We start from the raw sequence: 13,281 nt of genomic DNA, 5'->3' as shown, positions 1-13,281 counted from the left end.
TGTTCTATTTGCCGTCGGCCAGCGAGAAGAGACGGCGGTGTTCTTTCATTGCGTAGCGATCAGTCATGCCCGCGATATAGTCAGCAATTGAGCGCGCCTTGTCGTCCCGAGCCATGGCCTGATACTGCGGCGGCAACAAACGGGTGTCCGCCATGAAAAGCTCGAACAAATCGGCAATGATCCGCCTCGCCTTGCTCATCTCGCGCAGCACCTGATAGTGCCAGTAAAGGTTATCACGCAGAAACTGCTGCAATTGTTGCAACTCACGGCCCATCGCTGGCGAGAAAGCCACCAGCGCGGAGGCACTCCGTACATCGTCGAGCGTGGAGATGCCATTAGCATCAATATTGGCGCGAGTCTGTTCGATCAGGTCGACGGCTTGCGCATTGATCATGCGCCGCACTGTTTCGTGGATCAGGCGTCGGCCGGCCAGTGCGGGATAACGCGCCCTCACTGCTGCACTATGCCGTGCAAAGGCCTCGACATGCTCCAGTTGCTCAAGCGTCAGCAGACCAGCGCGCAAACCGTCATCCACGTCGTGGTTGTTATAGGCAATGGAGTCGGCCAAATTGCACAGTTGCGCTTCCAGCGAAGGCTGCTGCTTCTCTATAAAGCGCTGCCCCAGCTCACCAAGCTTGTGAGCGTTGGGCAGAGAGCAGTGCTTGAGGATGCCTTCGCGGGTCTCATACATCAGGTTGAGGCCGTCGAACTCCGCATAGCGCTCCTCAAGCTGATCAACGATGCGTAGGGACTGCAGGTTGTGCTCGAAACCGCCATGGGGCTTCATGCAATCGTTGAGTGCGTCCTGCCCCGCATGGCCGAAAGGCGTGTGGCCCAGATCGTGTGAGAGCGCGATGGCTTCGACCAGATCTTCGTTGAGCGCCAGCGATCGTGCCAGCGAACGGCCAATCTGCGCCACTTCGATGCTGTGGGTCAGGCGGGTCCGGAAGAGGTCGCCTTCGTGATTCACGAAAACCTGAGTCTTGTACTCCAAGCGTCGAAATGCGGAGCAATGGATGATGCGATCACGATCGCGCTGGAATTCACTGCGCGCGCTCGGTGCCGCCTCGCACACCTGGCGTCCGCGGCTGTTGGCCTCGCCGACGGCATAGGGCGCAAGTGGGATCTGCATCGTCAAGCGCAGCAGCTGTCGATGGCTGCGGCGATATCCTCGAGTGAGGCGGAGTCGTGAATGACGCCTTTCCCGACCTGCTGCAACAGGATCAGACGCAAACGCCCCGCTTCAACTTTCTTGTCATGACGCATCAGCTCGATGTAGCGCTCGGCGCCGAGCTTTGGCCCCACGGAGGGCAGACCGGCGCGTTCCAGAATGCGCCGCACGCGCGCCACATCAGCTGAATTCAACATCCCCAGGCGTGCAGAAAGCTCTGCCGCCATCACGGTGCCCGCCGCCACGGCTTCACCGTGCAGCCACACGCCAAAGCCCAGACCGGCTTCGATGGCGTGGCCGAAGGTATGGCCCAGATTCAGCAGGGCGCGCTCGCCTTGCTCGGTCTCGTCTGCCGCCACAACCTCGGCCTTGTTGATGCAACTGCGCTCGACGGCGTAGGCCAGCGCAGCCGGATCCCGTGCCAGCAAGGCATCCAGATTGGCTTCCAGCCACTCCAGGAAAGGCAGGTCGCGAATGAAACCGTACTTAACGACCTCGGCCAGGCCAGCTTTGAGCTCCTGTTCAGGCAGAGTCTGCAGGGTGTCGATATCTGCCAGTACCAGTTTCGGCTGGTAGAAGGCGCCGATCATGTTCTTGCCTAGCGGATGGTTGATGGCCGTCTTGCCCCCCACCGAAGAGTCGACCAAGGACAACAGGGTGGTCGGAATCTGGATGAAAGGCACCCCACGCTGGTAGGTTGCAGCCGCAAAGCCGGTCATGTCACCAATCACGCCGCCGCCGAGGGCGATCAGGGTGGTCGAGCGCTCACAGCGCGCGCCCAACAGACCATCAAAGATCAAGTTCAGGGTCGGCCAGTCCTTGTGCGCCTCGCCATCCGGCAGCACGATTTCGGTCAGGCTTACGCCGGCGGCCTTCAGGCTGTTGCGCAGAGTGGCCAGATGCAGAGGCGCAACCACTTCGTTGGTCACAATGGCCGCACGCGAAGTCTTCAGATAAGGCACAAGCAGATCAGCCGAGGCCAGCAGGCCACGTCCGATCCGGATCGGATAGCTACGCTCAGCCAGCGCTACGTTGACAGTTCGCATCGTTTTTCCCATTCAGCAAGGATCTTGCTCACCGCAGTCTGTGAGTTCAGGCGCGAGCCATCAATCACCAAGCCGGCGATTTCCCGGTACAGCGGATCACGTTCAGTACGCAAGGCATTCAGTTTGGCCGCCGGATCCGCAACCTGCAGCAGCGGACGATTGGTGTCGTGGCGGGTACGCTCAAGCAGGATATGGGTCGGCACATCCAGATAGATCACCCAGCCAGACTCCTTCATGCAACTGCGGTTGACCGGGTCAAGCACAGCACCACCGCCAGTGGCCACCACCACGCCACCTTCTTGCGCCAACTCGGCAATCACCTGCGTCTCACGGCGACGAAAACCCGCCTCACCCTCGAGTTCGAAAATGATCGGGATCCTTACGCCAGTGCGGTGGACGATTTCATGGTCGGAATCATAGAAGGCACGCCCCATGCGACGCGCCAACTGGCGCCCGATGGTGGTCTTGCCCGAGCCCATCAGTCCGACCAGATAAATGTTGGCTTGAGTGGTATTCACGCACCGATTTTAACAGCGCCGCGATTGCTACCGGCAAGAAAAAACCCGCCGGACCATCAGGTGCGGCGGGTTTGTGCGAAGCCTAAAGACTCAGCGCGAAACGACTTGATCGGTCAGAACCTTCGGCGTGATGAAAACCATCAACTCGACCTTCTTGTCGCTCTTTTCGTCATTGCGGAACAGATAACCCAGCACAGGGATATCGCCCAACAGCGGCACCTTGGTCACTACACCGCTGGTGGTCTGCTGGAAGATACCGCCGATTACCACAGTGCCGCCGTTCTCAACCAGAACCTCGGTCTTGACGTGCTTGGTATCGATCGCCACGCCAGCACCCGTAGCGATAGAGGTGTTCGGGGTGTCCTTGTTGATATCCAGCGACATCGCCACGCGCCCATCAGGCGTGATCTGCGGCTTAACCTTTAATGACAGGTTGGCCTTACGGAATTGCACCGAGGTAGCACCGGAACTGGTGGCGTTTTGGTACGGAATTTCCACACCCTGTTCGATCAAGGCTTCGATTTGATCGGCCGTCATGACTCGCGGACGAGACACCACACGACCACGGCCATCAGCCTCCAGTGCCGAAATTTCAAGATTCAGGAATCGGGTAGCGGCGCTGTTCCAAAGAGTCAGGGCGAACTGACCGGCTGACTTGCCAGCAATTGAAGATGCTGGGTTGTTGAAGCTAAGTGAATCCGTTAAGAAATCTGGAGTGTCCGCCACTTGACCAGTTTGATATCCCGTTGCGACGGAGCTCCCACCCAAGTTATAGCGGCCAGCAGCGCTACTGGTTGTATTGACACCGAATCGTGCCCCCAAATTGCGGCTGAAACCATCTTCTGCCTCAATGATCTGTGCCTCGATCAGCACCTGGCGCGCAGGAAGATCGATATCTCCCAGCATCCGACGCACATCATCCAGACGCTGAGCCGTATCTGTCACGATCAGCTTGTTGCTGCGCTCATCCATGATCACGGCGCCACGCTTGGACAGGATGGTCTTTTCCTTGTCCTTCAGGATTCCATCAAAAATGGCCTTAGCGCTGTGGTAATTGATCTGGAAGGTCTCGGTGCGCAGCGGCTCAAGATCGTTAATCTGCATCTTGGATTCGAGCTCAAGTTTCTCGCGCGCAGCAAGCTCTTCACGTGGCGCAATCCAGATCACATTGCCGTTCTTGCGCAGGTCCAAACCCTTGGCCTGAAGGATGATTTCCAGCGCCTGATCCCAAGGCACGTCCTTCAAACGCAGGGTCAGGGAACCAGTCACTGAGTCACTGGTAATGATGTTGAAATTGGTGAAGTCAGAGATAACCTGCAGCACCGAACGCACATCGATATTCTGGAAATTCAGAGAGAGCTTCTCACCCGCATATTTCACGGCACGGGAACTGCCCTGTACCAGTTTGCGCGGATCCTCCTGACTGGGCTTCACCTCCAGCACGAACTGGTTATCAGTCTGGTAAGCGTTGTGCTCCCACATACCAGTCGGGGTGATGGTCATGCGCACCGCTCCGCCCTGCTGGATCGTCGTGACATTGGTGATCGGCGTGCCGAAATCAGTCACGTCAAGGCTCTTGCGCAAACGATCTGGCGCCGAAGTCTTGAGAAAATCAACAATCAGCTTAGTGCCGGACTGACGAATATCAATCCCGGTATTGGCGTCTGACAGATCAATGACAACACGACCTTCGCCATCCTTGCCGCGGCGGAAATTAATGTCTCGAATCGAATGCGTGTCGGGACCACCCTTTTGCTCAGCAAAACGAGCGGTTGTCGTTGCCTCCGGCGATTTGGCCGTGGCCACAGCCAGATTGATCAGCAACTCGCGGCCCTCGATTTTCGTGTCGTAAGCCAGAGGGCGCAGCAAGTTGATAACCAAACGGGTGCGATCGGCGACCTGAACGATATTCACGCTGCGAACATCTCCCTCACCGATAGTCTGGGCGGTCTTGCCCGTACCATTCGAAGTCGAGGGCAGATCGATTGCTACGCGTGCAGGATTCGACACACTGAAACTGCCAAGCTGACCTTCCAGTGGCTGCTTGAGGGTCACCTTGAGAGTGATGCCCGTGGCAGACTGGACTGCTTGAATAGACTCAATACTGTTTTTGGCTTCGGCAGCAGCGGCGGCCGGCGAGCCCTGCGCGCTGGCAGTGCCACTCGCAACGATGCCAACGAGCACACACAATACCGGCGCAATCAGACGCGTTACGGTTTTCATTTCTTCGTCTCCTGCTCTTGCAGCTGCATGGTGCTGAAACGCTCGATCCAGTCGCCGTTGGCGTCCTCGATCAGCTCTTTCAACGTGAGGTCGTTTTCGGTGATTTTGGTCACCACTCCAAAGTTCTGGCCCAGATAATTACCCGCACGAACCTGATGAATGGTCTTGTCCGCCTTCACCAGCGCAACCGGCTTACCATTCATCAACATCATGCCGACCATGTTGAGCGTCTCGAGAGGATAGGATTCCAGCGGTTCGCGGCGGCGCGTGTCATTGCGCGGACTGGCCTTCCCGCCCCGCTTCTCGGGCTCCAAACGACTCGCCTGAAAGGGGTCAACCTGGCCCACCACCTCGTATTCCACTACTGGGAACTGAGTCAGTTTGGGCAAAGGCTGTATCTTGCCCTGCATGCCCTGAGTCTCGTTTGCCATCCAGGCACGCAGATCCTGATGCTCATCGCTGCTGCAAGCACTCAGCAAAAGAGCAAAAGACAGAATCAGCCAGACAGGTTTCATGATTTTCTTCATCCCTGGCCTCAATTCTTCTTCTCGCCAGCCTTGGAACGCTTCTGTTTGGCCACTTCCTCGTCATCAAGATAACGATAGGTAACGGCAAAAGCATCCATCTTCAGCTGCCCATCCTTACCAGGCGCCACGTTAAGGTCGCGCAAGGTCACGATCCGCGGCAGCTTGGCCACATCACTCACGAACTGTCCAAGGTCATGATATGACCCGGTAATCGCAAGAGCGATCGGCAGCTCGGCGTAAAAGTCTTTGATGGCCTCCTGGCCCGGCTTCCACAATTCGAATTGCAAACCTCGACCGCGACCAGCCTGGTTAATGTCGATCAACAAGGTTTCCATCTCAGACTTGTTCGGCAACTGCTTGAGCAACGCACCAAACTGACGGTCCATCTCGGCCAATTGCTTGCGGTATTCATCAAGGTTAACCGCCTGACGCTTCTTGCCGAGCCACTCATCCTTGAGCTTGACCTCTTCCTGCTGAGCCTGCTCCAGCTGCTCCAGCTTGCCCTTCCAGTCAAACCACCAACCAGCAGCAATCACGGCAGCAAGAATCAGTACCAGAGCTAGAACCTTGGGCGCCAGCGGCCAGACACCAGGGTCGTTCGGGTCAAGCTGACGGAAATCGCTGATGATGCGATCGAGGCGAATATCTTTCATGACTTGCCCCCCGCAGCAGGCGCTTTTGCTGCATCCACACCCTCAATTGGCGCACGTTCGATGCTGACCCCCAGGATGAACTCGCCCACCTGACGCCCCTTGTAACTAACAGCCTTGATCTCCTGCAGCATCGGCCGCTCAAAGATCGGTGAAGCGTCAAGGTTGCGCATCAACTGGGAGACACGGGCATTAGATTGCGACAAGCCGACAAACACGATCCCGTTGCCGGTCTGCTTGACGGACTTGAGGAATACCCCTTCCGGCATCTGCTTGACCAATTCGTTGAATACCGTAACCGTCTCGGTCCGGTTTCCTTGCAGGGATTCGATTACCTGCTTGCGTGCCAGCAGCGATTGGGTCTGCTCCTTTAGGCGCGCAATTTCAGCGATTTCCTTGTCGAGAGAAGCAATCTCGCGCTTGAGGAAGTCATTGGAGGAGTTCTGTGCGTCGATCTGGCTGCCGATCAGGGTGCTGCCGACAAACCATACCGCGGCGCCCGCCAGAACCATCAGCACAGCGAGACTAATAAACTGCTGACGACGGTCTTTGCGCGCCTCTTCACGGTGCGGTAACAGGTTGATGCGAATCATGCGTCAAACCTCCGCAAAGCCAAACCGCATGCGACAAGCAAGGCGGGCGCCTCGGCAGCCAGATTTTTGGGGCGTACGCGCTGCGAAAGCGCCATCCCTACAAAAGGATTGGCCACTTCGGTCGTGACCTGAGTCCGCCCGGCCACAATCTGGTCAATACCCGGAATCACGGCACAGCCTCCGGAAAGAATGATGTGGTCAACCTGATTGAACTGGGTCGAAGTGAAGAAAAACTGCAAGGCACGCGAGATCTCAAGCGCCACGCTTTCACTGAACGGCCGCAACAGATCGTGCTCGTAGTTTTCCGGCAAGCTGTTAGAACGCTTGGCAGATTCAGCTTCCTCTGTACTCATGCCGTAACTGCGGGAAATATCCTGAGTCAGCTGATTGCCGCCGAATGCCTGCTCACGCGAATACAGAACATTCTCATCGCGCAGGATGGTGACCTTCATCATCTGCGCGCCGATATCCACCAAGGCAACAACCTTACCCCTACCCGCCTCAGGCAGACGACGCTTGATCAGATCGAAAGCAGCTTGCGAAGCGAAAGACTCGACGTCCATCACCGTAGCCTTGAGACCTGCGGCCTCAGCAGCAGCCACACGATCCTCAACCTTCTCCTTGCGAGAGGCTGCGATCAACACTTCGACTTCATCCGCGCCTGTATTGGCGGAACCAAGCACCTGGTAATCAAGATTGACTTCTTCGATCGCAAATGGAATGTACTGGTTAGCCTCAGACTCAACCTGAACCTCCATTTCCAACTCACGCAGGCCCGCGGGCAAAGTAATCTTCTTGGTGATCACGGCCGCAGCCGGCAAGGCCAACGCGACCTGGCGAGTAGAGGAGCCCAGGCGTTTCCAGGCGCGCCGGATGGACTCTGCCACCGCTTCAAGGCTGGCAATATTGCCATCCGTGACGGCATCGCGCGGAAGCGGCTCAATCGCATAGCGCTCGAGCCTGTACTGGTTCGAGCCCGCTTCGGCCAATTCCACCAATTTGACTGCGGAAGAGGAAATGTCCAGCCCTATCAAGGCTTTCGATTTTCCTCCCAGCAAGGTTTTGATATCCATAACGTCTGGCTGTCCTCTAAATATCGTTAAGAATCAGATACTTGGGCGCATTTACAATAAATTACTTTAAATCCTAACAGTAACTCGCGATACAAGTAAAGCATATGGACGCCGAACGGTAGGCAGCCTGGCGCGAAAGACAACTCCGTCCGTCCTGCGCTTCAAGCCCGCTCCGACAGGGCCGCATATAATCGCCCTTCAAACAATCGGGGCCACCATGCGAAACCGCCTGCTCATCCTTTGTCTTGCTGTAATGCTCGGACTGCCTTTGCTGGCAGCCGCAGGGATTGCTGTTGCAGCTGCCTTTGCCTGGCCGCAACTGCCGTCGCTTGAGGCTCTGGCTGATTACAAGCCACGTATTCCTTTGCGCATCTATACCTCGGATGGCGCACTGATTGGGGAATTCGGCGAGGAACGTCGTACATTCGTCGCCATACGGGATGTGCCAGAGGGTCTCAAGCACGCCATCCTAGCAGCGGAAGATGATCGTTTCTTTGAACACGGTGGTGTCGATATTGCCGGTCTGATGCGCGCAACCCTGTTGAATCTGGTCGGAAGCAGCAAGCAGGGCGGTAGTACGATCACCATGCAGGTCGCACGCAATTTTTATCTGAGCCGCGAGAAAACAGTCAGTCGCAAGCTGTATGAAATCCTGCTCTCTTTCAAGATAGAGCAAAGTCTGAGCAAGGATCAGATTCTTGAGGTCTATATCAACCAGATCTATCTGGGCCAGCGTGCCTATGGCTTTGCTGCAGCGGCACAAACCTATTTTGGCAAGGATCTGCAAGCGCTCAGCAACGCCGAATTCGCAATGCTCGCTGGATTGCCCAAAGCACCATCCCGCTACAATCCGGTAGTAAACCTATCACGCGCGACAGAGCGCCAGCACTATGTACTTCGCCGCATGCGCGAACTGGGCTTCATTGATGAAAAAGCACTTGAGCAAGCACGTGGCGAGCCCCTACGTCTGGCTCAGGGCCGCCATGCAGTTCAGGCCGCAGCACCTGCCCTACATGCCGAGTTCGTCGCCGAAATGGCCCGCCAGCTAGCCTACGAGCAGTTCAAGGATGACGTTTACAGTAGCGGTATCAAGGTCATCACCACCATCAGCAAACTCGACCAGCAGGCCGCCTACGAGGGGCTACGGCGCGGCTTGATCGACTACGAACGCCGGCATGGCTACAGAGGCGCCGAAGGCAGGGTCGATCTGGCGCAACTCAAGGCCGAAGGATCGGAGGAAACACTGGAAGATCTGATCGAGCCATTCCCGGACCTGGACGAGATGCGTGCAGCCATCGTGCTGGAAGCTTCGCGCCAGAAACTGGTGGCCTATCTGCGGGGCGGCGAGCAGATCGAGATCAGCGGCGATGCGCTCAAATACCCGACGCCCATGATGGCGGAGAATGCGGCTCAGGCAAAACGCGTGTCCCCCGGGGCAGTTATCCGGGTGGCGAAATACGCCAAGGGCTGGCAGGTTGTACAGCCGCCACAGGTTGAAGGTGCCTTCGTGTCACTAGATCCACGCGACGGCGCCATCAAATCGCTGGTGGGCGGCTTCGATTTCAATCGCAACAAGTTCAACCACGCCACCCTGGCCTGGCGTCAGCCTGGCTCCAGCTTCAAACCCTTCATTTTCTCGGCGGCTATCGACAAGGGCTTTACGCCTGGCAGCGTATTCGATGATGCACCCTTGAGTTTCTCCGCGGAGCAGACGGGCAGCCAAGCATGGAATCCAGGCAACTACGATGGTAAGTACGAAGGCCCGATGAGCCTGCGTACTGCCCTAGCGAAGTCCAAGAACATGGTTGCCATCCGAGTGCTGCAAGCGATCACGCCGGCCTACGGGCAGGATTACGTAACCAGTCGTTTCGGTTTCGACCCGGTCAAGAATCCTCCCTACCTGACCCTGGCTCTGGGCTCCGGCGCCGTCACCCCCTGGCAGATGGGAGCTGCTTACTCGATCTTCGCCAATGGGGGTTATCGCATCCGCCCCTATATCGTGAAGGAAATGCTCGACAGTGAAGGGCGGGTGCTGGCGAAGGTTGAACCGCAGCGCGCGGGTAGCGACGAATCCGAACGCGTACTGGATCCGCGCAATGTTTACCTTTCGGACCTGATGATGAAGGACGTGGTCCGTCGCGGCACGGCCGGCAAGGCGATGGCACTGGGCCGGGGCGATCTTGCAGGCAAGACCGGCACGACCAACGAGTATGTCGACGCCTGGTTCTGTGGCTACCAACCCAGTCTGGTCGGCATTGCCTGGGTGGGTTTCGACCAGCCCAAGAAGCTTGGCTCAGGTGAAACTGGTGGTGCGCTGGCACTCCCGATCTGGGTCGACTACATGCGTCGCGCTCTCAAGGACAAGCCGGAGCAGTATCTCGCGGCGCCGGAGGGCCTCGTCGAGGTCAAGCCGAGCTTCGAGCGCGAAGGACCGGACTACATCTACGCTGAACATTTGCCGCAGGCAGCGACACCTGAGGCGTCAGCCCCGGCAGCTGCCCCGGAGTAAGTCACGACAGGAGCTGAACCCGCTCTCCCGCCTGTTCGCTGATCAGGCGGGAGAGCATGGCGTACAGCTCGGCACCATCACGCGTTCCAACCCACTGTTCGCCCTCACTACGGAAATGAAAACCACCGGAGCGTGCGGCCACCCAGATCTCACGCGCCGCGGCATGGCGATTGATGATGATCTGGCTACGGTTGTCGAACTCCAGCTTGAGAATGCCGCCTTCCTGAGGCTCCAGATCGATATCCACACCCGCCGCCTCGGCGGCCTGCTCAATGCTGGCCTCCAGCCTTGCCAGCACCGCCTCGGCCAATGCCAGGAATTCCGCTTCGTCCATACTGCTGCACTCCTTGTTAAGATGGGCGCCCATCTCCCTGTCTGTGTCCGGATACCATGCGCCCGATGATTCTTCTCGCCTTCCTGAGCCTGAGCTTGGCTGCCTGTGGCATCAAGGGCCCGCTTGAGCACCCCCCGGCGCAACGCCCTGCCCCGACTCAGTTCGCGCCTGCCTGAAGCATTCTAGCGACTTCTGCCCTTGCGGGCAGATGCATACCAGGACGGCGCGCAGCCAGTCCTGCACCAGGTGCTCAGTGGTAGAAAGCAGCTCAGACCCTGCCTGAGGCTTCAAGTCCGGCCTAGCGTGGGCCGATAAGCATTGATAGCCCCGGAAGTCTGGTCTTCCGCGCGCTACAAGCAAGCTACGGGAGACGATCGTGGTAGACAAGGCTGCTGACGACGAGCTGGTATTTGCCGGAGACCCCGGGCCGGAGCGGGCTGCCCCGAGAATCCCTGCCAACAATACCCCCTGGCGCATCCTGATCGTTGACGACGATCCGGATGTGCACACCACCACCACGTTTGCACTGCGCGGCACCGATATCCTCGGCTGCCCACTGACCTTTCTGCATGCTGATTCCGCCGCCCAGGCGCGTGACCTGCTGGCGCGCGACCGCGACATCGCGGTGATCCTGCTCGACGTGGTGATGGAGGAGGAAGACTCCGGCCTGAAGCTCGTACGCACCATCCGCGATGAATTCGGCATGGGCGAGACCCGCATCATCCTGCGCACCGGCCAGCCCGGCTACGCACCAGAAATGGATGCGATCCGCGACTACGACATCAACGATTACAAAACCAAGTCTGAACTCACCCGCAACAAGCTGTTTACCGCCCTCACCTCAGCTGTTCGCTCGTATCGCCAGATCCGCACCATCAATGCCAATCGGCGTGGGCTGGACATGATCGTGCGCGCAAGCGGCGAGTTGCTGGCCTTGTCCGGCATCCGCAACTTTGCCGCCGGTGTGATTACCCAAATGTCAGCCCTGCTCGGCGTACAACCCGAAGGCCTGATCTGCGTGCAGCGCCCACCCGAACTCGAAAGCGGTGAGGACAGTACCGTAGTGATCGCAGCAGCCGGGCGCTATGCCTCGCTGATCAATCTGCCACTCGACGAAATCGGGGACGAGCGCGTACACCGCGCCCTGGATCGCTGCCTCGACGCAGGCCATCACATTTTCGCCGAAGACTGCACCACCCTCTTCTTCGGCAGCCGCACCCAGCGCAACATGGCGGCCTATCTGGACGCACCACTGGCCGTGGATGACAGTTGCCGTCAGCTCCTCGAGGTGTTCTGCGCCAATATCTCGATCGGGCTGGAAAACACCCTGCTGTTCTCTCAGTTGCACGACTACGCCTATTTCGATTCGCTGACCGGCCTGCCCAACCGCCGCAGCCTCATCAACAAACTCGACGAACGCCTGCTTGGCGGCGAGCGTGGCCGCTACACCCTGGCACTGCTTGATCTCGACGGTTTCGCCGAAAGCAACGATGCTCTCGGTCACCAGTATGGCGACGAGTTGCTCAAGGCTGTCGCCGAGCGCCTGCATGGCGCCCTTGGTTCCCAGTGCGTACTGGCCCGTCTGTCGGCCGACACCTTCGCCATTCTTGGCCAGATCGAGCAATTGCTGCCGGCCAACCTGCAGGGGCTGTTCCGCGAGGCCTTCCTGATCCAGCAGCAGGAACTGATGATTTCCGCCACGATGGGTATCGCACATCTGGCCGATATCGATGGCAATGGCGCAGAAGCGCTCAAGAGCGCCTACCTCGCCCTGCGTCGCGCCAAGGTACAGGCACGCGGCGAATATGTATTCTTCACGCGCGACATGGCGCTGGAAATCCGAGAACGCTCCAAGCTGATGCAGGCCCTGCGCGTAGCGATCGAGCGCCAGCGCCTGTTCTTGTGCTATCAACCACAGATTTCGCTGCACAGTGGTCAGGTCTGCGGCATCGAGGCGCTGCTGCGCTGGCGTGCAGAGGATGGTCGCCTGATCGAACCCGCCCGCTTCATCCCGATTGCCGAGCACTCAGGCATGATCGTCGGCATTGGAGAATGGGTCCTGCGCATGTCCTGCTTCCAGCAAGCGGAGCTCGCGCGCCACGGCTACCCGCAGTTGTCGATGGCCATCAACGTTTCAGTCAGCCAGCTCCGCCACCCGCGCTTCCTTGCCACCCTGCAGTCGGCGCTGCATGACAGCGGAGCCAGTCCGCAGTTGATTGAACTCGAGATCACCGAGTCGATGGCCATGGAGGAAGCTGATTTTCTCGCCCGTACGCTGGAGAGCATCAAGGCCCTGGGGGTGAAGATCGCAGTGGACGACTTCGGCACGGGCTTCTCCTCGCTCTCCTATCTGCAACGGCTGCAGGTGGACCGGCTCAAGATTGATCGCACCTTCGTCGGCGAGATCGGTAGCAACGAGCGTTCGCGGCGAATTCCCGAACTGGTCATCCAGCTCGGACACAAGCTGGATCTCTCAGTGCTTGCCGAAGGCGTCGAAACAGCCGAGCAGGCCAACATCCTGCGCGAACTGGGTTGTGACGATGCTCAGGGCTACCTGTATGCCCGCCCGATGGAGCCTCAGCATCTGGTCGAATGGCTACGCAATCACGGAGCCCGCAATGACGCAGCGGACTGAGC

At 58.4% G+C, this 13,281-nt stretch carries 12 protein-coding genes; 3 read left to right on the top strand and 9 right to left on the bottom strand.

Annotated features, from left to right (window positions below):
* Positions 1-4: 4 nt before the first annotated feature.
* The 8 genes from C0V76_RS02070 to C0V76_RS02035 all read right to left on the bottom strand — a co-directional run bounded on the left by C0V76_RS02070 (position 5) and on the right by C0V76_RS02035 (position 7,801).
* A complete protein-coding gene (locus C0V76_RS02070; protein WP_101940685.1) occupies positions 5-1,132 on the bottom strand; it encodes a deoxyguanosinetriphosphate triphosphohydrolase in 1,128 nt (375 codons plus the stop codon).
* Positions 1,133-1,134: 2 nt separating this feature from the next.
* Positions 1,135-2,217 carry a 3-dehydroquinate synthase gene (gene aroB / locus C0V76_RS02065; RefSeq protein ID WP_101940684.1) on the bottom strand — a complete coding sequence of 361 codons (1,083 nt, stop codon included), beginning with the start codon at positions 2,215-2,217 and terminating at the stop codon, positions 1,135-1,137.
* Entirely contained in the window at positions 2,199-2,735 is a 537-nt protein-coding gene (locus C0V76_RS02060; protein ID WP_303564058.1) for a shikimate kinase, read from the bottom strand. The genes aroB and C0V76_RS02060 overlap by 19 nt, the downstream gene beginning before the upstream one ends.
* Positions 2,736-2,825: 90 nt before the next feature.
* Positions 2,826-4,958, bottom strand: coding sequence for a type IV pilus secretin PilQ (gene pilQ, locus C0V76_RS02055; protein ID WP_101940683.1), 2,133 nt, complete (start codon positions 4,956-4,958; stop codon positions 2,826-2,828).
* Positions 4,955-5,485 carry a pilus assembly protein PilP gene (locus C0V76_RS02050; protein ID WP_254048175.1) on the bottom strand — a complete coding sequence of 177 codons (531 nt, stop codon included), beginning with the start codon at positions 5,483-5,485 and terminating at the stop codon, positions 4,955-4,957. Before C0V76_RS02050 ends, pilQ begins: the two co-directional genes overlap by 4 nt.
* Positions 5,486-5,493: 8 nt before the next feature.
* A complete protein-coding gene (locus C0V76_RS02045) occupies positions 5,494-6,138 on the bottom strand; it encodes a type 4a pilus biogenesis protein PilO (RefSeq protein ID WP_101940682.1) in 645 nt (214 codons plus the stop codon).
* The gene (locus C0V76_RS02040; protein ID WP_101940681.1) at positions 6,135-6,728 is read right to left on the bottom strand and encodes a PilN domain-containing protein; all 594 of its coding nucleotides are present in this window, start codon (positions 6,726-6,728) and stop codon (positions 6,135-6,137) included. The genes C0V76_RS02045 and C0V76_RS02040 overlap by 4 nt, the downstream gene beginning before the upstream one ends.
* The gene (locus C0V76_RS02035; RefSeq protein ID WP_170022233.1) at positions 6,725-7,801 is read right to left on the bottom strand and encodes a pilus assembly protein PilM; all 1,077 of its coding nucleotides are present in this window, start codon (positions 7,799-7,801) and stop codon (positions 6,725-6,727) included. Before C0V76_RS02035 ends, C0V76_RS02040 begins: the two co-directional genes overlap by 4 nt.
* A 217-nt stretch (positions 7,802-8,018) precedes the next feature.
* On the opposite strand from C0V76_RS02035, the gene C0V76_RS02030 reads away from it, so the two are divergent.
* Entirely contained in the window at positions 8,019-10,310 is a 2,292-nt protein-coding gene (locus tag C0V76_RS02030) for a penicillin-binding protein 1A (RefSeq protein WP_101940680.1), read from the top strand.
* Position 10,311: 1 nt separating this feature from the next.
* On the opposite strand, the gene cyaY is transcribed toward C0V76_RS02030, so the two are convergent.
* The gene (gene cyaY / locus C0V76_RS02025; protein ID WP_101940679.1) at positions 10,312-10,644 is read right to left on the bottom strand and encodes an iron donor protein CyaY; all 333 of its coding nucleotides are present in this window, start codon (positions 10,642-10,644) and stop codon (positions 10,312-10,314) included.
* 56 nt (positions 10,645-10,700) lie between these two features.
* On the opposite strand from cyaY, the gene C0V76_RS20415 reads away from it, so the two are divergent.
* Both C0V76_RS20415 and C0V76_RS02015 read left to right on the top strand, forming a co-directional pair.
* Positions 10,701-10,820 (top strand): lipoprotein, encoded by a 120-nt coding sequence (locus C0V76_RS20415; RefSeq protein WP_101940678.1) that lies wholly within the window; start codon positions 10,701-10,703, stop codon positions 10,818-10,820.
* Between the two features lie 200 nt (positions 10,821-11,020).
* Complete coding sequence (locus C0V76_RS02015; protein WP_254048174.1) at positions 11,021-13,279, top strand: EAL domain-containing protein; 2,259 nt, start codon at positions 11,021-11,023, stop codon at positions 13,277-13,279.
* Positions 13,280-13,281: the final 2 nt, after the last annotated feature.

Origin of the sequence: Uliginosibacterium sp. TH139, from assembly GCF_002855595.1 — a bacterium.
GTDB classification, from domain to species: Bacteria; Pseudomonadota; Gammaproteobacteria; order Burkholderiales; family Rhodocyclaceae; genus Uliginosibacterium; species Uliginosibacterium aquaticum.
This window is presented reverse-complemented; position numbering and strand designations above follow the sequence as displayed.